Source organism: Streptomyces sp. TRD_SC_5 (assembly GCF_056836825.1).
Window position 1 is genome coordinate 990,807 of the sequence record NZ_JBWZZS010000001.1, and the last position, 21,861, is coordinate 1,012,667.

General features: G+C 69.6%; 22 protein-coding genes. 1 reads left to right on the plus strand and 21 read right to left on the minus strand.

Annotation, left to right across the window (positions count from 1 at the left end; genetic code table 11):
• Window positions 1-55: 55 nt before the first annotated feature.
• From metK to pyrR, 13 genes are all read right to left on the minus strand, one after another.
• Complete coding sequence (metK, locus tag AC1P0E_RS04620) at window positions 56-1,264, minus strand: methionine adenosyltransferase (RefSeq protein ID WP_482740865.1); 1,209 nt, start codon at window positions 1,262-1,264, stop codon at window positions 56-58.
• Window positions 1,265-1,505: 241 nt separating this feature from the next.
• Complete coding sequence (gene coaBC / locus AC1P0E_RS04625; RefSeq protein ID WP_482740866.1) at window positions 1,506-2,711, minus strand: bifunctional phosphopantothenoylcysteine decarboxylase/phosphopantothenate--cysteine ligase CoaBC; 1,206 nt, start codon at window positions 2,709-2,711, stop codon at window positions 1,506-1,508.
• Between the two features lie 123 nt (window positions 2,712-2,834).
• A complete protein-coding gene (gene rpoZ / locus AC1P0E_RS04630) occupies window positions 2,835-3,107 on the minus strand; it encodes a DNA-directed RNA polymerase subunit omega (RefSeq protein WP_028814064.1) in 273 nt (90 codons plus the stop codon).
• Between the two features lie 28 nt (window positions 3,108-3,135).
• Complete coding sequence (gene gmk, locus AC1P0E_RS04635; protein WP_482740867.1) at window positions 3,136-3,729, minus strand: guanylate kinase; 594 nt, start codon at window positions 3,727-3,729, stop codon at window positions 3,136-3,138.
• A 39-nt stretch (window positions 3,730-3,768) separates the two neighbouring features.
• Window positions 3,769-4,092 carry an integration host factor gene (locus AC1P0E_RS04640; protein WP_028814066.1) on the minus strand — a complete coding sequence of 108 codons (324 nt, stop codon included), beginning with the start codon at window positions 4,090-4,092 and terminating at the stop codon, window positions 3,769-3,771.
• A 259-nt stretch (window positions 4,093-4,351) separates the two neighbouring features.
• Entirely contained in the window at window positions 4,352-5,209 is an 858-nt protein-coding gene (pyrF, locus tag AC1P0E_RS04645) for an orotidine-5'-phosphate decarboxylase (protein ID WP_482740868.1), read from the minus strand.
• On the minus strand, window positions 5,206-6,315 hold the full coding sequence (locus tag AC1P0E_RS04650; RefSeq protein ID WP_482740869.1) for a quinone-dependent dihydroorotate dehydrogenase: 1,110 nt from the start codon (window positions 6,313-6,315) through the stop codon (window positions 5,206-5,208). The genes pyrF and AC1P0E_RS04650 overlap by 4 nt, the downstream gene beginning before the upstream one ends.
• 99 nt (window positions 6,316-6,414) lie before the next feature.
• Window positions 6,415-9,726: a carbamoyl-phosphate synthase large subunit gene (carB, locus tag AC1P0E_RS04655; protein ID WP_482740870.1), complete on the minus strand. Its 3,312-nt coding sequence runs from the start codon at window positions 9,724-9,726 to the stop codon at window positions 6,415-6,417.
• Entirely contained in the window at window positions 9,719-10,855 is a 1,137-nt protein-coding gene (gene carA / locus AC1P0E_RS04660) for a glutamine-hydrolyzing carbamoyl-phosphate synthase small subunit (RefSeq protein WP_482740871.1), read from the minus strand. Before carA ends, carB begins: the two co-directional genes overlap by 8 nt.
• Window positions 10,852-11,436, minus strand: coding sequence for a PH-like domain-containing protein (locus AC1P0E_RS04665; RefSeq protein WP_482740872.1), 585 nt, complete (start codon window positions 11,434-11,436; stop codon window positions 10,852-10,854). The genes carA and AC1P0E_RS04665 overlap by 4 nt, the downstream gene beginning before the upstream one ends.
• Entirely contained in the window at window positions 11,433-12,719 is a 1,287-nt protein-coding gene (locus tag AC1P0E_RS04670) for a dihydroorotase (RefSeq protein WP_482740873.1), read from the minus strand. Before AC1P0E_RS04670 ends, AC1P0E_RS04665 begins: the two co-directional genes overlap by 4 nt.
• 2 nt (window positions 12,720-12,721) lie before the next feature.
• Window positions 12,722-13,714: an aspartate carbamoyltransferase catalytic subunit gene (locus tag AC1P0E_RS04675; RefSeq protein ID WP_482740874.1), complete on the minus strand. Its 993-nt coding sequence runs from the start codon at window positions 13,712-13,714 to the stop codon at window positions 12,722-12,724.
• A 101-nt stretch (window positions 13,715-13,815) separates the two neighbouring features.
• Window positions 13,816-14,391: a bifunctional pyr operon transcriptional regulator/uracil phosphoribosyltransferase PyrR gene (gene pyrR, locus AC1P0E_RS04680; protein WP_482740875.1), complete on the minus strand. Its 576-nt coding sequence runs from the start codon at window positions 14,389-14,391 to the stop codon at window positions 13,816-13,818.
• Window positions 14,392-14,612: 221 nt separating this feature from the next.
• Here pyrR and bldD point away from each other — a divergent pair, with 221 nt between their 5' ends.
• A complete protein-coding gene (gene bldD, locus AC1P0E_RS04685; protein ID WP_482740876.1) occupies window positions 14,613-15,113 on the plus strand; it encodes a transcriptional regulator BldD in 501 nt (166 codons plus the stop codon).
• A gap of 192 nt (window positions 15,114-15,305) precedes the next feature.
• Here the strand turns inward: bldD and nusB are convergent, their stop codons facing one another.
• From nusB to aroC, 8 genes are all read right to left on the minus strand, one after another.
• Window positions 15,306-15,734, minus strand: a complete 429-nt coding sequence (gene nusB, locus AC1P0E_RS04690; protein WP_069929707.1) for a transcription antitermination factor NusB — start codon at window positions 15,732-15,734, stop codon at window positions 15,306-15,308.
• Between the two features lie 2 nt (window positions 15,735-15,736).
• Entirely contained in the window at window positions 15,737-16,303 is a 567-nt protein-coding gene (efp, locus tag AC1P0E_RS04695; protein ID WP_482740877.1) for an elongation factor P, read from the minus strand.
• 72 nt (window positions 16,304-16,375) lie between these two features.
• Window positions 16,376-17,482, minus strand: coding sequence for an aminopeptidase P family protein (locus AC1P0E_RS04700; RefSeq protein ID WP_482740878.1), 1,107 nt, complete (start codon window positions 17,480-17,482; stop codon window positions 16,376-16,378).
• A 96-nt stretch (window positions 17,483-17,578) separates the two neighbouring features.
• Window positions 17,579-18,427, minus strand: coding sequence for a Pro-rich N-terminal domain-containing protein (locus AC1P0E_RS04705; RefSeq protein WP_482740879.1), 849 nt, complete (start codon window positions 18,425-18,427; stop codon window positions 17,579-17,581).
• A 119-nt stretch (window positions 18,428-18,546) separates the two neighbouring features.
• A complete protein-coding gene (locus tag AC1P0E_RS04710) occupies window positions 18,547-18,987 on the minus strand; it encodes a type II 3-dehydroquinate dehydratase (protein WP_482745651.1) in 441 nt (146 codons plus the stop codon).
• Between the two features lie 5 nt (window positions 18,988-18,992).
• Window positions 18,993-20,087: a 3-dehydroquinate synthase gene (aroB, locus tag AC1P0E_RS04715; protein ID WP_482740880.1), complete on the minus strand. Its 1,095-nt coding sequence runs from the start codon at window positions 20,085-20,087 to the stop codon at window positions 18,993-18,995.
• Window positions 20,084-20,566, minus strand: a complete 483-nt coding sequence (locus AC1P0E_RS04720; RefSeq protein WP_482745652.1) for a shikimate kinase — start codon at window positions 20,564-20,566, stop codon at window positions 20,084-20,086. Before AC1P0E_RS04720 ends, aroB begins: the two co-directional genes overlap by 4 nt.
• A 38-nt stretch (window positions 20,567-20,604) precedes the next feature.
• The gene (aroC, locus tag AC1P0E_RS04725) at window positions 20,605-21,789 is read right to left on the minus strand and encodes a chorismate synthase (RefSeq protein WP_482740881.1); all 1,185 of its coding nucleotides are present in this window, start codon (window positions 21,787-21,789) and stop codon (window positions 20,605-20,607) included.
• Between the last annotated feature and the right edge of the window lie 72 nt (window positions 21,790-21,861).

Sequence of the window (21,861 nt, forward strand, 5' to 3'; positions counted from 1 at the left end):
GACCGATGCGGATACGGTCCGGGGCCTTCGCGGCCGAGCAGTCGGGCAGGTCCGGTCAGAGACCAGCCGCCGCGCGCAGGGCGTCCACGCGGTCCGTGCGCTCCCAGGTGAAGTCGGGCAGCTCGCGGCCGAAGTGGCCGTACGCCGCCGTCTGGGCGTAGATCGGGCGCAGCAGATCGAGGTCGCGGATGATCGCGGCCGGACGGAGGTCGAAGACCTCGCCGATGGCGTTCTCGATCTTCTCCGTGTCGAGCGTGGCGGTGCCGAAGGTCTCGACGAAGAGACCCACCGGCTCGGCCTTGCCGATCGCGTACGCGACCTGGACCTCGCAACGCGCGGCGAGACCCGCGGCCACGACGTTCTTGGCGACCCAGCGCATCGCGTACGCCGCCGAGCGGTCGACCTTGGACGGGTCCTTGCCGGAGAAGGCGCCGCCGCCGTGGCGGGCCATGCCGCCGTACGTGTCGATGATGATCTTGCGGCCGGTGAGGCCGGCGTCGCCCATCGGGCCGCCGATCTCGAAGCGCCCGGTCGGGTTGACCAGCAGCCGGTAGCCCTCGGTCTCCAGCTTGATGCCGTCCTCGAGCAGCCCGCTCAGGACGTGCTCGACGACGAACTCGCGGATGTCGGGGGCAAGCAGCGAGTCCAGGTCGATGTCCGACGCGTGCTGCGAGGAGACGACGACCGTGTCGAGGCGGACGGCCTTGTCGCCGTCGTACTCGATGGTGACCTGGGTCTTGCCGTCGGGACGCAGGTACGGGATCGTCCCGTTCTTGCGGACCTCGGACAGCCGGCGCGAGAGCCGGTGCGCCAGGTGGATCGGCAGCGGCATCAGCTCGGGCGTCTCGTCGCACGCGTAACCGAACATCAGGCCCTGGTCGCCCGCGCCCTGCTTGTCGAGTTCGTCGTCGTCGCCCTCGACCCGCGTCTCGTACGCCGTGTCGACACCCTGCGCGATGTCCGGGGACTGCGCGCCGATGGACACCGAAACGCCGCACGAGGCGCCGTCGAAGCCCTTCTTCGAGGAGTCGTACCCGATGTCGAGGATCTTGTTGCGTACGAGCGTCGGGATGTCTGCGTAGGCCTTGGTCGTCACCTCGCCGGCGACGTGCACCAGGCCAGTGGTGATCAAGGTCTCCACGGCGACCCGGGAAGCCGGGTCCTCCCGCAGGAGCGCGTCGAGGATCGTGTCGCTGATCTGGTCAGCGATCTTGTCTGGGTGGCCCTCGGTCACGGACTCCGAGGTGAACAGGCGGCGGGACACATCGCTCCCTGGGGTTGCAGCGGCTGCTGGCTGAGCATTGATGGAACGGGCCGGGAGCTGCGCCCGGCGTCGTTCCGGGACCAGTTTATCGGTCGCATCCGGTCGGCGGACCACGCGTCTCGCTTCGTGGGAGCCCTGTGACCAGCGGCACTGCATTGTGCCGTACGGCCAACACCCCGCACCAGAGGGCGAAACGCCACATTTGCAAGGACTTGGGGAACCCGGCGAAGCCCACCAAGAATTAACCGAGCCGACGTGTCACCAGGTCCCAGACCGTGTCGGCCAGAGCTTCCTTGGGGCCGTACGGCACCGGAGTCTCGCCCCCGCCGGCGTCAAGCACGACGGCTTCGTTCTCCTCCGAGCCGAAGGTCTTGTGCTCCCCCACCTCATTGACAACCAGCAGGTCACAGCCCTTGCGGCGGAGCTTGTCGCGGCCGTTGGCCAGGACGTCGTCGGTCTCGGCGGCGAAGCCGACGACCACCTGACCGGGCCGTCCACGCCGCTCGGCGGAGATCTCGGCGAGGATGTCGGGGTTACGGACCAGCTCGACGGCGGCCGGCTCCTGGCCGTCCTTCTTCTTGATCTTTCCCTCGGCGTACGCCGTCGGCCGGAAATCGGCCACTGCGGCCGCCATCACCACCACGTCGGCGTCCGCCGCCGCCTTCAGCACGGCCTCGCGCAGCTGCAGCGCCGTCCCGGCGCGCACGACATCGGCGCCCGCCGGATCGGGCAGACCGGTGTTGGCCTCGACGAGCGTGACCCGGGCGCCACGCGCTACGGCGGTGCGGGCGAGGGCGTACCCCTGCTTACCGGAGGAACGGTTCCCCAGGTAACGGACCGGGTCGAGCGGCTCGCGCGTACCGCCCGCGCTGATGACGACGTGCCGGCCCGCGAGATCGGGTCCGGCCACGCCCCGCGCGAGCACCCGGCGGCAGACCTCGAAGATCTCGTCCGGGTCCGGCAGCCGGCCCTTGCCCGTGTCGACGCCGGTCAGCCGTCCCACCGCGGGCTCGACGACGACCGCGCCGCGGCGCCGCAGCGTGGCGACGTTCTCCTGGGTGGCCGGGTGCTCCCACATCTCGGTGTGCATCGCGGGCGCGAAGATCACCGGACACCGGGCGGTGAGCAGGGTGTTCGTCAGGAGGTCGTCGGCCAGCCCGTGGGCCGCCTTCGCCAGCATGTCGGCGGTGGCGGGGGCCACCACGACCAGATCGGCGGCCTGCCCGATCCGCACGTGCGGCACCTCGTGCACCGATTCCCAGACCTCGGCCGAGACCGGGTTGCCGGAGAGGGCGGACCAGGTGGCCGCGCCGACGAAGTGGAGCGACGCCTCGGTCGGCACGACCCGTACGTCATGGCCGGATTCGGTCAGCCGTCGCAGCAGCTCGCACGCCTTGTACGCGGCGATGCCCCCGCTGACTCCCAGCACGACCTTCGGCTTGTCCACTGCGTCTCCCGCTTGTCCGGTTGTCCGGCCGGTCCATGTCCCGGCCTGCATCCCTATGACACACCACAGGCCCGGCAGCGAGACTGCCGGGCCTGTGGTGAAAAAGATTCCTGCGCCTGCTGACTACTGCGCCGGGCCCTCAATGGCCTCGGAGGTCAGCAGACCCGCGTTGATCTCGCGCAGGGCGATCGAGAGCGGCTTCTCGTGGACGTGGGTGTCCACCAGAGGGCCGACGTACTCGAGCAGGCCCTCACCGAGCTGCGAGTAGTACGCATTGATCTGACGCGCACGCTTCGCCGCGTAGATCACGAGGCTGTACTTCGAGTCAGTAGCCTCGAGCAGCTCGTCGATCGGCGGGTTGATGATGCCCTCGGGCGTGGAAATGGAAGAGGACACGCTCTACCTTCCGATAAGTGAACAGAGATCAAGCAACTTCCACCAAGGCTAGCAGCTCGCGCGCCACGTCCTCGACGGAGGTGTTGACCAGGGTGGTGTCGAACTCCGCCTCCGCGGCGAGTTCGATCTTTGCGGCCTCGAGACGGCGCTCGATGACATCGGGCGCCTCCGTGCCGCGGCCGGTCAGCCTGCGGACCAGCTCGTCCCAGCTGGGCGGGGCCAGGAAGACCAATTGGGCCTCCGGCATCGATTCACGGACCAGCCGTGCACCCTGGAGATCGATCTCCAGGAGCACGGGCTCGCCCGCTTCGAGCCGGTCCACGACGGCACGCCGGGGCGTGCCGTAACGGTTGCCGGCGAACTCGGCCCATTCCAGCAGCTCACCATTGGCGACGAGCTTGTCGAACTCCTCGTCACCCACGAAGAAATACTGGATGCCGTGGCGCTCGCCGGGTCGCGGCTTGCGTGTGGTGGCCGACACCGAGAGCCATACCTCGGGGTGGACCTTGCGCATATGGGCGACGACCGTGCTCTTGCCGACACCCGAGGGGCCGGAGAGCACGGTCAGCCGCGGACGTACGTCCGGGGGTACGGGGGTCGTCCCCCGGGATGTTGCAGCCATGGATGCGATTATCCAGGTTCTCGGGGGTGCCCGAGAACGTCAGGCAGCTCCGCCGCCGAACTCGCGCTCCAAAGAGGCGATCTGGTTGGAGCCGAGACCGCGCACACGACGGCTCTCGGAGATCCCGAGCCGCTCCATGATCTGCTTCGCGCGGACCTTGCCCACGCCCGGCAGAGATTCAAGAAGGGCGGAGACCTTCATCTTGCCGACGACGTCATTCTCCTGTCCCTGCTTGATGACCTCGTGGAGCGAGGCGCCGGAGTGCTTGAGTCGATTCTTGACCTCGGCCCGCTCCCGGCGAGCCGCGGCGGCCTTTTCGAGCGCGGCTGCGCGCTGTTCAGGGGTAAGGGGCGGAAGAGCCACGCCTACGTCACCTCGGATGTCGAACTGTCGGATACGGACCGGTGAGGAACCTAGTCGCCCCACACCAGGCGAGCAACGAACAGCCAGCCGCAAAACGACGAGCTGCACGTTTGCTCTCGTCGGAGACTAGCGGCCAGGACCGCTCCAGTCAGCGAGAAGCGGCGAAAAGTCCTGGTCAGCCTCCGTCGACCAAGGCATATCGGACATAACACCCCGGTTTTCGGTCAGGATTCCGTCAACATGAATCGCCGACCCCCCGTTAGGCCGCCGAGACCGCCGCCCTGACCTCGTCGGAGAAGCGAGAAGCGGACTCTCGCAGTCCGGCTACATCGGGCCCGAAGCGGAGCACACCGCGGCTCACACTCGGTACGACATTGCCGACGGCCGACCCGAATACGCCTGGAAGGTCCGCCGGCGTCGCGCCCTGCGCCCCGATGCCGGGAGCCAGCAGCGGACCGTTGATCGCCAGATCGACGCCCGCGTCGCCGAGCGTCGCGCCGACCACGGCGCCGACCGACCCGAGCGGCTCGGCGCCCTCGTTCTCGGCCGCCATGTGGTCGAGCATCAGCTGCGCGAGCGACCGGCCGTCGGCAGCGGTGGCCCGCTGGACCTCGGCGCCCTCCGGGTTGGACGTAAGAGCCAGTACGAAGACACCACAGCCGTTGATCACGGCCGCGTCCAGCGCCGGGCGCAGGGAGCCGAAGCCGAGGTACGGCGAGACCGTCACCGCGTCCGAGAAGAGCGGCGAGCCCTTGTGGAGGTAGGTCTCGGCGTACGCGCCCATCGTGGAGCCGATGTCGCCGCGCTTGGCGTCCATGAGCACCAGCGCACCGGCCGCCCTGGCCTCCTCGACCGCCTTCTCCAGTACGGCGATGCCGCGCGAGCCGAAGCGCTCGAAGAACGCCGACTGCGGCTTGAGTACGGCGACCCGGTCGGCCAGCGCCTCGACGACGGTGCGGGTGAAGGTCTCCAGGCCCTTGATGTCGTCGTTCAGACCCCACGCGCCGAGCAGCGAGGCGTGCGGGTCGATGCCGACACAGAGCGGGCCGCGGGTGTCCATGGCGCGGCGCAGGCGGGCGCCGAAGGGTTCGACGGTCGATTCGGTCGCGGCGCTCACTTGGCGGTCTCCCGGGTCTCGGCGCCGACGGCGTCGGCGAGCGTGGCGTACGGACTGTTCGCGAGACGCTCGGCGAGGCCCTGGTGGATCGCGCGGGCCCAGAAGGGGCCCTCGTAGATGAAGGCGCTGTAGCCCTGAACGAGCGTGGCGCCCGCCAGGATGCGCTGCCAGGCGTCGTCGGCGCTCTCGATGCCTCCGACCCCGACCAGGGTGATCCTGTCCCCCACACGGGCGTACAGGCGGCGCAGGACCTCCAGGGAGCGTGCCTTGACGGGCGCTCCGGACAGGCCGCCGGTCTCCTTGACGAGCGCCGGGTCGGACTTCAGGCCCAGGCCCTCGCGGGCGATGGTGGTGTTGGTGGCGATGATGCCGTCGAGGCCGAGCTCCAGGGCCAGGTCGGCGACGGCGTCGACGTCCTCGTCGGCCAGGTCGGGCGCGATCTTGACGAGGAGCGGGACGCGGCGGCCGGTGACCGTACGGTCGGCCGCCTCGCGCACCGCCGTCAGCAGCGGGCGCAGCGACTCGGTGGCCTGGAGGTTGCGCAGCCCGGGGGTGTTCGGGGACGAGACGTTGACGACCAGGTAGTCGGCGTGGGCGGCCAGGCGCTCGGTCGAGGCGACATAGTCGGCGACGGCCTCCTCCTCCGGGACGACCTTGGTCTTGCCGATGTTGACGCCGACCGTCGTCCTGAAGACCGGGTTACGGGCCGCCAGGCGGGCCGCCACGGCCTCGGAACCCTCGTTGTTGAAGCCCATGCGGTTGATGAGCGCGCGGTCCTTCACGAGGCGGAAGAGGCGCTTCTTGGGGTTGCCGGGCTGCGGCTGGGCGGTGACCGTACCGATCTCGATGTGGTCGAAGCCGAGCATCGACATGCCGTCGATGGCGACCGCGTTCTTGTCGAAGCCGGCGGCGAGACCGAACGGGCCGTGCATCCGCAGGCCGAGCGCCTCGGTGCGGAGGGAGGTGTGGCGGGGCGCGAGGACGGCGGCGACGAAGGTGCGCAGGACCGGGACGCGGGCGGCGAGGCGGATCCAGCGGAAGGCCGTGTAGTGGGCCTGCTCGGGGTCCATGCGCTTGAAAACGAGGTTGAAGAAGAGTTTGTACATGGGTGCTTTCCTCAGGAGGCTCGGGCGACGGGCTCGGCTCATGGAGAGCCGGGCTCATGAAGAGGGGGACACCGCAACCGGTGTCCCCCTCCTGGGCCGCTAGACCTCGCGGGCCGCTGTCAGGTGTTGTGCGTGTTCCTGAAGGGAACGGACCCCCACGTCGCCGTGGGTGAGCGCGTCGATGCCTTGGACGGCGGCGGCGAGGGCCTGGACCGTGGTGAGGCAGGGGACGCTGCGGGCGACGGCGGCGGTGCGGATTTCGTAGCCGTCGAGGCGGCCGCCGGTGCCGTAGGGGGTGTTGACGATGAGGTCGACCTGACCGTCGTGGATGAGCTGCACGATCGTCTTCTCGCCGTGCGGGCCTTCGCCCTCGGACTGCTTGCGTACGACGGTGGCGTTGATGCCGTTGCGCCGCAGGACCTCGGCGGTGCCGGAGGTGGCGAGCAGCTCGAAGCCGTGGGCGACCAGTTCCCGGGCCGGGAAGATCATCGAGCGTTTGTCGCGGTTGGCGACCGAGATGAACGCCCGGCCCTTGGTCGGCAGCGGCCCGTACGCGCCGGCCTGTGACTTGGCGTAGGCGGTGCCGAAGACCGAGTCGATGCCCATGACCTCACCGGTGGAGCGCATCTCCGGGCCCAGGACGGTGTCCACACCGCGCCCGTGGATGTCGCGGAAGCGGCTCCACGGCATCACGGCCTCCTTGACGGAGATCGGCGCGTCCAGCGGCAGCGTGCCGCCGTCGCCCGTCTTCGGGAGCATGCCCTCCGCGCGCAGCTGGGCGACGGTGGCGCCCAGCGAGATGCGGGCGGCGGCCTTGGCGAGCGGGACGGCGGTGGCTTTGGAGGTGAAGGGGACGGTGCGGGAGGCGCGGGGGTTTGCTTCCAGGACGTAGAGGATGTCGCCGGCCATGGCGAACTGGATGTTGATCAGTCCGCGTACGCCGACGCCCTTGGCGATGGCCTCGGTGGAGATCCGCAGCCGTTTGATGTCGAAGCCGCCGAGGGTGATCGGGGGCAGGGCGCAGGCGGAGTCGCCGGAGTGGATGCCGGCTTCCTCGATGTGTTCCATGACGCCGCCGAGGTAGAGCTCGGTGCCGTCGTAGAGGGCGTCGACGTCGATCTCGATCGCGTCGTCGAGGAAACGGTCGACCAGGACCGGGCGGGTGGGGCTGATCTCGGTGGATTCGGCGATGTAGGAGGACAGGCGGGTCTCGTCGTAGACGATCTCCATGCCGCGTCCGCCGAGCACGTAGGAGGGGCGGACCAGGACGGGGTAGCCGATCTCGTCGGCGATGGCCTTGGCCTCGTCGAACGTCGTCGCGGTGCCGTGCTTGGGGGCCGGCAGACCGGCCTCGGCCAGGACCCGGCCGAACGCGCCGCGGTCCTCGGCGGCGTGGATGGCCTCCGGCGGGGTGCCGACAATCGGGACCCCGTTGTCCTTGAGCGCCTGGGCCAGACCCAGCGGTGTCTGCCCGCCGAGCTGCACGATGACACCGGCGACCGGGCCGGCCAGGGTCTCGGCGTGGACGATCTCCAGCACGTCCTCGAGGGTCAGCGGCTCGAAGTACAGGCGGTCGGAGGTGTCGTAGTCGGTGGAAACGGTCTCCGGGTTGCAGTTGACCATCACGGTCTCGTAGCCCGCATCGCTCAGCGCGAAGGAGGCGTGGACGCAGGAGTAGTCGAACTCGATGCCCTGACCGATACGGTTGGGACCCGAACCCAAAATGATCACCGCGGGCTTGGTGCGCGGCGCGACCTCGGACTCCTCGTCGTAGGAGGAGTAGAAGTACGGCGTCTTCGCCGCGAACTCGGCGGCGCAGGTGTCGACCGTCTTGTAGACCGGACGCACCCCCAGCGCATGCCTCACCTCGCGCACGACGTCCTCACGCAGACCACGGATCTCGGCGATCTGGGCGTCGGAGAAACCGTGCCGCTTGGCCTCCGCGAGCAGGACCGGGTCGAGCTTGTCAGCAGCGGCCAGGTCGTCCGCGTGCTCCTTGATCAGGAACATCTGGTCGACGAACCACGGGTCGATCTTCGTCGCGTCGAAGACCTCCTCGGGGGTCGCGCCGGCCCGGATGGCCTGCATGACGGTGTTGATACGGCCGTCCGTGGGGACCTTCGCGATCTCCAGGAGGCCGGCCTTGTCACCCGGCTCACCGGTGAAGGCGAACTGACTCCCCTTCTTCTCCAGCGAGCGCAGGGCCTTTTGGAGGGCTTCGGTGAAGTTGCGGCCGATCGCCATCGCCTCACCGACCGACTTCATGGTGGTCGTCAAGGTGGCGTCGGCGAGCGGGAACTTCTCGAACGCGAAACGCGGCACCTTCACGACGACGTAGTCGAGCGTGGGCTCGAACGACGCCGGAGTCTTCTCCGTGATGTCGTTCGGAATCTCATCCAGCGTGTAACCGACAGCCAGACGGGCGGCGATCTTGGCGATCGGGAAGCCGGTGGCTTTGGAGGCAAGGGCGGAGGAGCGCGAGACGCGCGGGTTCATCTCGATGACGATGATCCGCCCGTCGTCGGGGTTGATCGCGAACTGGATGTTGCAGCCGCCGGTGTCCACACCCACCTCGCGGATGATCGCGATACCCACATCGCGCAGCCGCTGGTACTCGCGGTCGGTCAGCGTCATCGCCGGCGCCACGGTGATCGAGTCGCCGGTGTGCACACCCATCGGGTCGAAGTTCTCGATCGAGCAGACCACCACGACATTGTCGTTCCTGTCGCGCATCAGCTCCAGCTCGTACTCCTTCCACCCCAGGATCGACTCCTCCAGAAGCACCTCGGTGGTCGGCGACAGCGTCAGACCCTGCCCGGCAATGCGGCGCAGCTCGTCCTCGTTGTGCGCGAAACCCGAACCCGCGCCACCCATCGTGAACGAGGGGCGCACGACCACCGGGTAGCCGCCGAGCGTCTCGACGCCTTCTATGACGTCGTCCATCGAGTGGCAGATCACCGACCGGGCGGACTCGCCGTAACCGATCTTGGCCTTGACGGCCTCGACGACACCCTTGAACAGCTCGCGGTCCTCACCCTTGTTGATCGCCTCGACATTCGCGCCGATCAGCTCCACGCCGTACTTCTCCAGCACACCCTGCTCGTGCATGGAGATCGCCGTGTTGAGCGCGGTCTGGCCGCCGAGGGTCGGCAGCAGCGCGTCGGGACGCTCCTTGGCGATGATCTTCTCGACAAACTCAGGAGTGATCGGCTCCACATACGTGGCATCGGCGATCTCCGGATCAGTCATGATCGTCGCCGGGTTGGAATTGACCAGAATGACCCGCAGGCCCTCGGCCTTCAGCACCCGGCAGGCCTGCGTACCGGAGTAATCGAACTCCGCGGCCTGGCCGATGACGATCGGACCGGAGCCGATCACCAGAACGGACTGGATATCGGTGCGCTTAGGCACGCTCGGCCTCCATCAGCGATACAAAGCGGTCGAAGAGATACGCGGCATCGTGCGGGCCCGCCGCCGCCTCGGGGTGGTACTGGACACTGAACGCCGGCTGATCGAGCAGCCGAAGACCCTCCACCACGTCATCGTTCAGGCAGACGTGGGAAACCTCGGCGCGCCCGTACGGGGTCTCGGAGACCTTGTCGAGCGGGGCGTCGACGGCGAAGCCGTGGTTGTGCGCGGTGACCTCGACCTTGCCGGTCGTACGGTCCTGCACGGGCTGGTTGATCCCACGATGCCCGTACTTCAACTTGTACGTACCAAACCCGAGCGCACGGCCCAGAATCTGATTGCCGAAGCAGATGCCGAAGAGCGGCGTCTTGCGGGCGAGGACGTCCTTGATGACGGTGAGGTCAACCGTGGACGGGTCGCCGGGGCCGTTGGAGAGGAACACCCCGTCGGGCGCGACGGCGTACACGTCCTCGGCTGTGGCGGTCGCGGGAAGGACGTGCACCTCTATGCCGCGCTCGGCCATCAGGTGCGGGGTCATGCCCTTGATGCCGAGGTCGATCGCGGCGACGGTGAACTTCTTCTCACCGATCGCGGGGACGACGTACGGCTCGTCGGTGGAGACCTCGGCGGCAAGCGAGGCACCCACCATCTGCGGGGCCTCCTTCACACGGGCGAGCAGCGTCTGCTCGTCGGCGAGCGCGTCGCCGGAGAAGATGCCGACGCGCATCGCGCCCCGCTCACGCAGGTGGCGAGTGAGGGCGCGGGTGTCGATACCGCTGATGCCCACGACGCCCTGCTCGACGAGCTGCTCGTCGAGCGAGCGGCTGGAGCGCCAGTTGGAGGGGATGCGGGCGGGGTCGCGGACGACGTAACCGGCGACCCAGATCTTCTTCGACTCGTCGTCCTCGTCGTTCACGCCGGTGTTGCCGACGTGCGGCGCCGTCATGACGACGACCTGACGGTGGTACGACGGATCGGTGAGGGTCTCCTGATAACCGGTCATGCCGGTGTTGAACACCGCCTCGCCGAAGGTCTCCCCCACGGCCCCGTAGGCACGGCCGCGGAAACTGCGACCGTCCTCCAGGACAAGAACGGCGGGAGCCTTGGCGGCTCCCCGGGTGGAGATCGTCATCGTGCGGTGCCTTCCGTCGTAATGAACTGGTTCATGAAGTTGATGGCCTCGACCCAGGCCGTGTGTTCGGCCGCCCGGTCGGAGCGGAAACCGGAGTCGATCTGCTTGTCGCCGTGCTGCCAGGTGACGACCAGCAGGCCGCCCTCGGCGAGGACCTTGCCGGCGATCCCCTTGTCGAGCCTGGCTTCGCGCAGCTGCCCGGCCGGTACGAAGAAGTCGGCCGCCCCGGGGCGTACGACATCCAGGCCCGCGTCGGTGAGCGTCAGCTCGACCCTGCTGCGCGTGCCGAGACCATGGGCCACGATCCGGTCGAGCCACTGCCCGGCGGTCGTCGAGCCGTGGTAGCGGCCGCTCATGCTCAGCTTCGCCTCACCGGGCTCCTCCGGCGCGGTGGGCAGCTCCGGGATGTCCGACTGGAGGGTGGCGCGCCACTTCCAGCCCTGGCGCATCAGCCAGTACACGAGCGCGATGAAGAGCAGCAGCCCGACGACCCAGCCGATGCGGGCGGCCCAGTCGGTCACTTCGGCCGACTTCCGCTCCGCGGCGGCGGCCTCGGCGGCCAGATGGATGAAAGGTGTCACGCCAGATTCCCGTCGACGACCGTTGCGCGGCCCCGCAGCCAGGTGTGGGTGACGCGTCCCGGCAGCTCACGGCCCTCGTAGGGGGTGTTACGGCTGCGGGAGGCGAAGCCCGAGGGGTCCACTGCTCCAAGGTAATCCGGATCGACGAGCGTGAGGTTTGCAGGCTCGCCTGCCGAGACGGGTCGGCCGTGACCCTCGAGGCGGCCGATGGCCGCCGGGCGGAAGGACATGCGGTCCGCGACACCCGCCCAGTCGATGAGGCCGGTGTCGACCATCGTCTGCTGGACGACGGACAGGGCGGTCTCCAGACCGACCATGCCCATCGCCGCCGCGGCCCACTCGCAGTCCTTGTCCTCGTGCGGGTGCGGGGCGTGGTCGGTGGCGACGCAGTCGATGGTGCCGTCGGCGAGGGCCTCGCGCAGGGCCATGACGTCGGCCTCGGTCCTCAGCGGCGGGTTCACCTTGTAGACGGGGTTGTACGTACGGACCAGCTCGTCCGTGAGCAGGAGGTGGTGGGGTGTGACCTCGGCGGTGACATTCCAGCCCTTGGACTTGGCCCAGCGGACGATCTCCACCGACCCGGCGGTCGACAGGTGGCAGATGTGGACGCGCGAGCCGACGTGGGCGGCGAGGAGGACATCGCGGGCGATGATCGACTCCTCGGCGACGGCCGGCCAGCCGCCGAGACCCAGCTCGGAGGAGACGATGCCCTCGTTCATCTGGGCGCCCTCGGTGAGGCGGGGCTCCTGGGCGTGCTGGGCGACGACGCCGTCGAAGGCCTTCACGTACTCCAGCGCGCGGCGCATGATCACGGCGTCGTCGACGCACTTGCCGTCGTCGGAGAAGACCTTCACCCCGGCGGCGGAGTCGTGCATGGCCCCGAGCTCGGCGAGCTTCTTGCCCTCGAGGCCGACGGTGACGGCGCCGACGGGCTGCACGTCGCAGTACCCGGACTCCTTGCCGAGACGCCAGACCTGCTCGACGACGCCGGCGGTGTCGGCGACCGGGAAGGTGTTCGCCATGGCGTGGACGGCGGTGAAGCCGCCGACGGCCGCCGCCTTCGTGCCGGTCAGGACGGTCTCGGAGTCCTCACGGCCGGGCTCGCGCAGGTGGGTGTGCAGGTCGACGAGGCCGGGCAGCAGGATCTTGCCCTCGGCCTCGACGACGGTCGCGCCCTCGGCACTCAGTCCGGTGCCGACCTGGGCGACGGTCTCGCCGTCGATCAGTACGTCCTGCGGCTCGCCGCCCAGCACCTTCGCACCGCGGATCAGGATTTTGCTCATGGTTACTTGTTCTCCTCGGTGCGTGCCTGGGTGGAGCTGGGGCTGATGGCGGACTCGTTGCCGCCGAGAAGCAGGTACAGGACGGCCATCCGGGTCGAGACGCCGTTGGCGACCTGCTCGACGGCCGTGCAGCGGTCGGAGTCCGCGACCTGCGCCGTGATCTCCATGCCGCGGTTCATCGGGCCGGGGTGCATCACGATGGCGTGCTCGGGCATCCGGGCCATCCGGTCGCCGTCCAGGCCGTAGCGCCGCGAGTACTCGCGCTCGGTCGGGAAGAAGGCTGCGTTCATCCGCTCACGCTGCACACGCAGCATCATCACCGCGTCGGACTTCGGCAGCACGTCGTCGAGGTTGTACGAGACCTGGCACGGCCAGTGCTCGACGCCGATCGGGACCAGAGTGGGCGGCGCGACGAGCGTCACCTCGGCGCCGAGGGTGTGCAGCAGGTGGACGTTGGAGCGGGCGACCCGGCTGTGCAGTACGTCGCCGACGATCGTGATCCGGCGCCCCTCGAGGTCACGCCCTATTCCGGCGTCGGCACCGACGAGCCTGCGGCGCATCGTGAAGGCGTCGAGCAGCGCCTGGGTGGGGTGCTCGTGCGTACCGTCGCCCGCGTTGACGACCGCGCCGTCGATCCAGCCGGACGTCGCGAGGCGGTAGGGGGCTCCGGAGGCGCCGTGCCGGATGACGACGGCGTCGGCGCCCATCGCCTCCAGGGTCAGCGCGGTGTCCTTGAGCGACTCGCCCTTGGAGACCGACGAGCCCTTCGCGGAGAAGTTGATGACGTCGGCGGAGAGGCGCTTGGCGGCGGCCTCGAAGGAGATACGGGTGCGGGTCGAGTCCTCGAAGAAGAGGTTGACGACCGTACGTCCGCGCAGGGTCGGCAGCTTCTTGATCGGCCGGTCCGCCACGCGGGCCATCTCCTCGGCGGTGTCGAGGATCAGCACGGCATCGTCGCGGGTGAGGTCGGCGGCCGAGATGAGGTGACGCTTCATCTGGTGCTCCGTGGTTCGTGAGGGGCGCGTGTGTGGAGGCGGGCAGCAGGGCAGGCCGGCGCGCGGCCCCCAGGGTCTCGGGGTCCGTGCGGGGAATGCCGCTACTGCTCGCCGGCCGGAGCGGTCTGCTGAAGGCCGAGCAGCACGGCGTCGCGGCCGTCCTCCTCGGAGAGCTGGACCTTGACCGTCTCCCGCAACGACGTGGGGAGGTTCTTGCCGACGTAGTCGGCGCGGATCGGCAGTTCGCGGTGACCCCGGTCGACGAGGACCGCGAGCTGTACGGCACGGGGGCGGCCCATGTCGCCCAGCGCGTCCAGCGCGGCCCGGATCGTACGGCCGGAGAAGAGCACGTCGTCAACGAGCACGACGAGCCGGTCCTCGATGCCGTCACCGGGGATTTCCGTACGGGCGAGGGCCCGCGCGGGGCGCATGCGCAGGTCGTCGCGGTACATGGTGATGTCGAGGGAGCCGACCGGCATCTTGCGGCCGGTGATCTCTTCGAGCCTGGCGGCCAGCCGGCGGGCCAGGAAGACACCGCGGGTGGGAATGCCGAGAAGCACCACGTCGTCGGCACCCTTGGCGCGCTCGACGATCTCGTGAGCGATGCGGGTCAGTACCCGCTCGATGTCAGGGCCCTCGAGTACAGGGCGCGGGGCATCGGAATTAACCGTGTCCATAGGAAACGGACCTCCTTCTCCGCCTCACGGGACGGACCTTAAAGGACGTCGGAATTGCGTCAACCACCGTACCAGCAGGATTCGAGAACCCTTGCGGGACCCCCCTCGTAGGTGGTCTGGACCCATTCGGCTTGACGCACCCAAGTAACGCTGCGTAACCTCACAGTGAGTTACCAGCCGCGCGGCGGAGCCGCACGTCGTCACAGCGTCCGGGGAGCCATATGTCCAGCGAATACGCAAAACAGCTCGGGGCCAAGCTCCGCGCCATCCGCACCCAGCAGGGCCTTTCCCTCCACGGTGTCGAGGAGAAGTCCCAGGGCCGCTGGAAGGCCGTCGTGGTCGGCTCGTACGAGCGCGGCGACCGCGCCGTGACCGTACAGCGCCTCGCCGAGCTCGCGGACTTCTACGGCGTCCCGGTGCAGGAGCTCCTGCCCGGTACGACCCCCGGCGGCGCCGCCGAGCCGCCGCCGAAGCTCCGCCTGGACCTGGAGCGCCTCGCGCACGTCCCGGCCGAGAAGGCCGGCCCGCTCCAGCGTTACGCCGCCACGATCCAGTCGCAGCGCGGCGACTACAACGGCAAGGTCCTGTCGATCCGCCAGGACGACCTGCGCACGCTGGCCGTCATCTACGACCAGTCGCCCTCGGTCCTGACCGAGCAGCTGATCAGCTGGGGTGTGCTCGACGCGGACGCGCGCCGTGCGGTCTCGCACGAGGACATCTGAGTCCGGGCCACATCAGCAGAAACGTAACGCCGGGGCCGGCGGAAGCTTTCACGCTTCCACCGGCCCCGGCGTTTTTTGGTGTCTTCTCCGGCGCATTCCGCGTTTTTCCCGACCCCGGGCGTGACGAAAGGACCCGCAGTACGCCGTAAAGCGCTCTGCGGGCCCTTTCAGCCGTCAAACAAACCAGCGAGGCTACTCGCGACGCAGATTCGGCTTGAGGTCCTTGAAACGGCCCAGGAGGCCGTTCACGAAGGACGGGGAGTCGTCGGTGGAGAACTCCTTGGCGAGTTGCACCGCCTCGTCGATCACCACCGCGTCGGGCGTCTCGTCCATCCACACCAGCTCGTACGTGCCGAGCCGCAGGATGTTCCGGTCGACGACCGGCATCCTGTCGATCTCCCAGTCGACCGCGTAGGTGGCCATGAGGTCCTCGATGCGGTCCGCGTACTGCGCGTACCCCTCGACGAGCTGCATGGTGTACTCGCTGACCGGCGGCTGACGGGTGTCGGTCCTGGCGTGCCGCATCCAGTCCGCGAGGACCGTCTGCACGGACTCACCGCGCTGGTCGGCCTCGAAGAGGATCTGGAAGGCGCGCTTGCGCGCCGTATTCCGGGCAGCCACGGTTAGCTGTTCACCCGGCCGAGGTAATCGCTCGTGCGGGTGTCGACCTTGATCTTCTCACCGGTGGTGATGAAGAGCGGGACCTGGATCTCGTAGTCCGTCTCCAGCGTGGCCGGCTTGGTGCCACCGGTGGAGCGGTCGCCCTGGACGCCCGGGTCGGTGTGCTTGATGGTCAGCTCGACCGCGGCGGGCAGCTCGACGTAGAGCACCTCGCCCTCGTGCTGGGCGACGGAGGCGGTGAAGCCCTCGATCAGGAAGTTGGCGGCGTCGCCGACGGACTTCCGGTCGACCATCAGCTGGTCGTAGGTGTCCATGTCCATGAAGACGAAGTACTCGCCGTCCATGTACGAGAACTGCATGTCGCGCCGGTCGATGGTGGCCGACTCGACCTTGACACCGGCGTTGAAGGTCTTGTCGACGACCTTGCCCGACAGCACGTTCTTGAGCTTGGTGCGCACGAAGGCAGGGCCCTTGCCGGGCTTGACGTGCTGGAACTCGACGACGGACCAGAGCTGGCCCCCGTCGAGCTTGAGCACCATGCCGTTCTTGAGGTCGTTCGTGGAAGCCACGGTTGCGGAATCTCCTGGACTGAAGGCTGGTGGGGCTGCTGTGACCTCGGGGGGTCGCACTGCGGCTCAGGGCTACAGCGCGAGCAGCTCCTTGGTCGTAATGGTGAGTAGCTCGGGTCCGCCGTCCGCCTCGGGGCGCACGACGAGCGTGTCATCGATCCGGACACCGCCCCGGCCCGGGAGGTGGACCCCCGGTTCGACGGTGACCGGCACACAAGCGTCCAGTTTACCCATGGCCGCAGGTGCCAGCTGCGGGTCCTCCTCGATTTCGAGTCCGACACCGTGCCCGGTCTGCGGTGAGAGGCCCTCGCCGTGGCCTGCGGCGGCGAGTACGTGACGTGCCGCGCGGTCGACTTCGCGGTACTCGACGCCGGGCAGGAGAGCCTCCCGGCCCGCCCGCTGAGCGGCGAATACGACGTCGTACAGCTCGATCTGCCACTCGGCCGGGCTCGTACCGATGACGAAGGTACGGCCGATCTCGCAGCGGTAGCCGCGGTAGTTCGCACCGAGGCAGACGGAGAGAAAATCACCCTCCTCCACGCGCCGGTCCGACGGCCGGTGCCTGCCCAGACCCGAGTTCGGTCCCGTGGCGACCGAAGTGGGGAAGGCGGTCCCGTCCGCGCCGTGGTCGACCAGGCGACGCTCCAGTTCCAGCGCGAGATGCCGTTCCGTACGGCCGACGAGGATCGATTCGAGCAGCTCGCCGAGGGCCTGGTCGGTGATCTCGGCCGCGATCCGCAAGGACGCGATCTCTTCCTCGTCCTTGACGATGCGCAGCTGTTCGACGGCGCCGGCGAGGTCGCCCAGACGCAGCCGGGGCGCGACCGAGCCGAGCGCCCGGTGCCGGGCGACGGTCAGGTGGCTCTCCTCGACGGCGAGCGACTCCGCGCCGCCCGCCGCGGCCGTCCGGGCCGCCGCGACGACGGCGTCCCCGCCGGGCGCGGGCAGGACCGTGATCCGCAGCTGCTCGTCGGGGCGGCCGTCGGCGGGGTCGATGACGGACGTGCCGGGGCAGATCAGCACGTCCTCCTCCGGCCCGAGCAGCAGGACGGCACCGGGCGGTGCCCCGCCGGAGAGGTAGCGGACGTTGGCGGGACGGGAGACCAGTGCGGCGGCGCTGCCGGCAGCGGCGCACCGGTCGCGCAGCCGTCCACGGCGGACCGCATACAGCTCTGACATGTTTCGAGCGTACGAGCGCGGGCGCCGTCCGGCCGGTTCAGCGCGTCCGACCGGGCGGCGCGGCCCTCTGTGCGAAAGGTGCGGCGGCGCTGTCGCCTACCAGGCCGGCGGGCTGGCTATGGAGCGCGCCAGCACCTCGTCCAGTACCCGGGCCGTGGTCGGCACGTCGTACTGCGAGTTGTCGATGATCGGCAGCCCCGAGCCGTACCACCCGGCCATCCGGCCGTGGATGCGGGCCACTTCCTCGTCCGACAGGCGCCGGTTGCCGCTGCGCTGGGCGTTGCGTTCCAGCACGATCTCGAGACCGGGAAGTATCACGACGGGCAGCAGGCCGGGGCCCACGTGGCGCTTCCAGCCGCCGAGCCCGACGACGGGACGGTCCGGGAAGACGGCGTCGTCGACGATGCAGGAGATGCCGTTGGCCAGGAAGTTGCGGGCGGCGAAGCCGCAGGTACGGCGGGCGAGGCGGTACTGGGCCTCGGACTGGTCGTTCCAGCCGGACTGCGGGTCGGCGAATCCCGAGCAAACCCATTCGCGTACGTCGTCGAGGCTGATGTGCGCGGTCGGTACCCGGCGGTGCTGCGCCCAGTGCTTGGCGACGGTCGTCTTGCCCGCGCCCGCGGGGCCGATGAGCAGCACCGCCAGCGTCGTGCTGCCGGTGTCCGTGGGCGCGGCGGCGGGCGGCGGCGCGGGAACCGGGACAGGGCCGCCGGGCGGCAGCTGGATGTGCCCGGTGGTCTCGCGGGACGGCGGCCTCGGCGCGTGCTGCGGGGCGGGGCCGGTCCAGCCGGGTGGCGGGGCGTGCCCGGGGGCGGCGCCAGGAGCGTGAGGGGCCTGCGGGGGCCCTTGGGGCGCGGGCGGCCCGGCGGGGTGCGGGGCGCCGTGCGCCCACCCTGCGCCGGGCCCTTGGGGTGGTGGCAGCGGAGCCCCCACTGCGTGCTGCATCCGGTGCCACTCCGTCTCGTACAGGCGATTCATGCGGGCCAGGACGGCCCGGGCCTACCGAAAGGTACCTGCCCCCGCCGTTCTACTGTGAACGGCGGGGGCAGGTACAGAGTGCCCGCTCAGCCGTCGAGTTCCTCGGCGAGGGCGCGAAGGGCGAGCCGGTACGAGCCGATCCCGAAGCCCGCGACCGTACCGCTGGCGACGGCGGCGACCACCGAGGTGTGCCGGAATTCCTCGCGTGTGTACGGGTTCGAGATGTGCACCTCGATGAGCGGCGCGGTGCGCTGGGCCGCCGCGTCCCTCATTCCGTACGAATAATGCGTGAACGCACCTGGGTTGAGAACGACCGGAATTGACCCGTCCGCGGCCTCGTGGAGCCAGCGGATCATCTCTCCCTCGTCGTTCGTCTCGCGTACGTCGACGTCGAAGCCCAGTTCCTTGCCGAGCCGTCCGCACTCCTCCACCAGCCCCGCGTACGACGTGGCGCCGTACACGTCGGGCTCGCGCGAGCCGAGACGGCCGAGGTTGGGCCCGTTGAGCACCAGCACCCGCCGTGTCACCCGCGTCACTTGGACACCTCGCCGTACGCCGCCAACAGCACCGCCGGGTCGGGGCCTTCCAGCACGGTCGGCTTGGCGAGCCCGTCGAGGACGATGAAGCGCAGCACGTTGCCGCGCGACTTCTTGTCGACCTTCATGGTCTCCAGCAGCTTGGGCCACTGGTCACCCCGGTAGGTCAGCGGCAGCCCGACCGACTCCAGCACCGCGCGGTGCCGGTCGGCGGTCGCGTCGTCGAGACGGCCCGCGAGACGCCCGAGTTCGGCGGCGAAGACCATGCCGATCGACACAGCCGCGCCGTGACGCCAGTTGTAGCGCTCGTTCTTCTCGATGGCGTGCGCGAGCGTGTGACCGTAGTTCAGGATCTCGCGCAGACCCGACTCCTTCAGGTCGCTCGACACGACGTCGGCCTTGACCCGGATCGCGCGCTCGATCAGCTCGGCGGTGCGCGGCCCCTCGGGCGTGCGGGCCGCCGCCGGGTCCTCCTCAATCAGGTCGAGGATCACCGGGTCCGCGATGAAGCCCGCCTTGATGATCTCGGCGAGACCGCTGATGTAGTCGTTGACCGGCAGGGAGTCCAGCGCCGCCAGGTCGCACAGCACACCGGCCGGCGGGTGGAAGGCGCCGACGAGGTTCTTGCCCTCGGCGGTGTTGATGCCCGTCTTGCCGCCGACGGCCGCGTCGACCATGCCGAGCACGGTCGTCGGTACGGCGATCCAGCGCACTCCGCGCAGCCAGGTGGCCGCGACGAATCCGGCCACGTCGGTGGTGGCCCCGCCGCCCACGCCGACGATGACGTCCGTACGCGTGAAGTTGGTCTGCCCGAGCGCCTTCCAGCAGTACGCCGCGACCTCTACGGTCTTCGACTCCTCGGCGTTCGGCAGCTGGATCGCGATGACCTCGTAGCCCTGGGCCGCGAGGTCCTCACGGATCGTCTCACCGGTGCCGGCGAGCGCCTCGGGGTGCAGGACGGCGACGCGCTGGGCCCGGTCGCCGATCAGCCCGGGAAGCTCACCGAGCAGCTGCCGGCCGACCAGCACCTCGTAGGGCTCCGCGCCCTCGCTGCCGCCGATCTGGATACGGGTGACTGCCTGCTCCGTCATGCTTCCTTCAATTCGAGTGCGTCGAGGACCGCCTGGGCGACCTCTTCGGGGGTGCGGTCGTCCGTCTCGACGACCGCGTCGGCCACCACGGCGTACAGATGCCGGCGCGCTTCCATCAGCTGCTTCCACTGCTGGCGCGGGTTGACGGCGAGCAGCGGGCGGGCGGTGTTGAGTCCGACGCGCTTGATCGCCTCGGTCACGTTCATGGAGAGGCAGACGACGGGCAGCCCGGCCAGGGCCGCGCGCGTGCTGTCGTCGAGGACCGCGCCGCCGCCGAGGGCGAGTACGCCCGTGTGCTCGGCGAGGGCGGCCCCGACGGCCTGCCGCTCCAGCTCACGGAAGTGAGCCTCGCCCTCGTCGACGAAGATCTCGGCGATGGGCCGGCCGTCGGCCGCGACGATGTCGGCGTCGGTGTCCCGGTACGCCACGCCCAGCCGCTCCGCGAGGAGCGCGCCGACGGTGGACTTGCCGACCCCCATGGGCCCGACCAGTACGACGACCGGCCCGCCTGTCCCGCTCACCGTACGACCAGGGTGTCGAGGTAGCTCTGCACGTTGCGCCGGGTCTCGCCCACGCTGTCGCCGCCGAACTTCTCCGCGACGGCGTCCGCGAGGACGAGCGCGACCATGGCCTCGGCCACGATCCCGGCCGCCGGGACGGCGCACACGTCGGAACGCTGGTGGTGCGCGGCGGCGACCTCGCCGGTGGCGGTGTCGATGGTGGCGAGGGCGCGCGGCACGGTGGCGATGGGCTTCATGGCGGCCCGTACGCGCAGCAGCTCACCGGTGGACATGCCGCCCTCGGTACCGCCGGCGCGCCCGGTGGTACGACGTACACCTTCGGCGGTGGGCACGATCTCGTCGTGCGCCTTGCTGCCCGGCACTCGGGCCAGGTCGAAACCGTCGCCGACCTCGACGCCCTTGATCGCCTGGATGCCCATCAGCGCGGCGGCGAGCCGCGCGTCGAGCCGGCGGTCCCAGTGCACGAACGACCCGAGCCCGACGGGCACGTTGTACGCCAGTACCTCGACCACGCCACCGAGCGTGTCGCCGTCCTTGTGGGCCTGGTCGATCTCGGCCACCATCGCCTTCGACGCGTCGGCGTCCAGGCAGCGCACGGGGTCCTCGTCGAGCTTCGCCTCGTCGGCGGGCACGGGCAGCACGCCGTACGGGGCCTTGGCCGCGGCCAGCTCCACGACGTGCGACACGATCTCGACGCCGGTGGTCTGCTTCAGGTACGACCGGGCGACGGTACCCAGCGCCACGCGGGCGGCGGTCTCACGCGCGCTGGCGCGCTCCAGGACCGGCCGGGCCTCGTCGAGCGCGTACTTCTGCATCCCCGCGAGGTCGGCGTGCCCGGGACGGGGGCGGGTCAGCGGCGCGTTGCGCGCCAGCTTGGCCAGCTCCTCGGGGTCCACGGGGTCGGCCGACATGACCTGCTCCCACTTGGGCCACTCGGTGTTGCCCACCATGATCGCGACGGGTCCGCCCATGGTCAGGCCGTGCCGTACGCCGCCGAGGAAGGTCACTTCGTCCTTCTCGAACTTCATCCGCGCGCCGCGCCCATAGCCGAGGCGCCGCCGGGCGAGCGCGTCCGCCACCATCTCCGTGGTGACGGGGACACCGGAGGGAAGGCCCTCCAGCGTCGCTACGAGTGCGGGGCCGTGGGATTCCCCCGCGGTCAGCCAGCGCAACCTGCTCAACGGTGCTCCTCATGCTCGCGCCTGGAACTGCGACGGCGCGACCGGGTGCGCGGCCCTGGCCCGCCACCCCTG

Excerpts from the sequence above, each read along its gene's own strand:
- AC1P0E_RS04675 (WP_482740874.1), bottom strand. The coding sequence starts at position 13,714 with ATGAAGCGTCACCTCATCTCGGCCGCCGACCTCACCCGCGACGATGCC.
- AC1P0E_RS04720 (WP_482745652.1), bottom strand. The coding sequence starts at position 20,566 with ATGGGGGTCGGCAAGTCCACCGTCGGCGCGCTCCTCGCGGAGCGGCTG.
- carA (WP_482740871.1), bottom strand. The coding sequence starts at position 10,855 with ATGACGATCTCCACCCGGGGAGCCGCCAAGGCTCCCGCCGTTCTTGTC.
- pyrR (WP_482740875.1), bottom strand. The coding sequence starts at position 14,391 with ATGGACACGGTTAATTCCGATGCCCCGCGCCCTGTACTCGAGGGCCCT.
- AC1P0E_RS04705 (WP_482740879.1), bottom strand. The coding sequence starts at position 18,427 with ATGCAGCACGCAGTGGGGGCTCCGCTGCCACCACCCCAAGGGCCCGGC.
- gmk (WP_482740867.1), bottom strand. The coding sequence starts at position 3,729 with ATGGCTGCAACATCCCGGGGGACGACCCCCGTACCCCCGGACGTACGT.
- AC1P0E_RS04670 (WP_482740873.1), bottom strand. The coding sequence starts at position 12,719 with ATGAGCAAAATCCTGATCCGCGGTGCGAAGGTGCTGGGCGGCGAGCCG.
- bldD (WP_482740876.1), top strand. The coding sequence starts at position 14,613 with ATGTCCAGCGAATACGCAAAACAGCTCGGGGCCAAGCTCCGCGCCATC.
- AC1P0E_RS04650 (WP_482740869.1), bottom strand. The coding sequence starts at position 6,315 with ATGTACAAACTCTTCTTCAACCTCGTTTTCAAGCGCATGGACCCCGAG.
- aroB (WP_482740880.1), bottom strand. The coding sequence starts at position 20,087 with ATGACGGAGCAGGCAGTCACCCGTATCCAGATCGGCGGCAGCGAGGGC.
- AC1P0E_RS04700 (WP_482740878.1), bottom strand. The coding sequence starts at position 17,482 with ATGTCAGAGCTGTATGCGGTCCGCCGTGGACGGCTGCGCGACCGGTGC.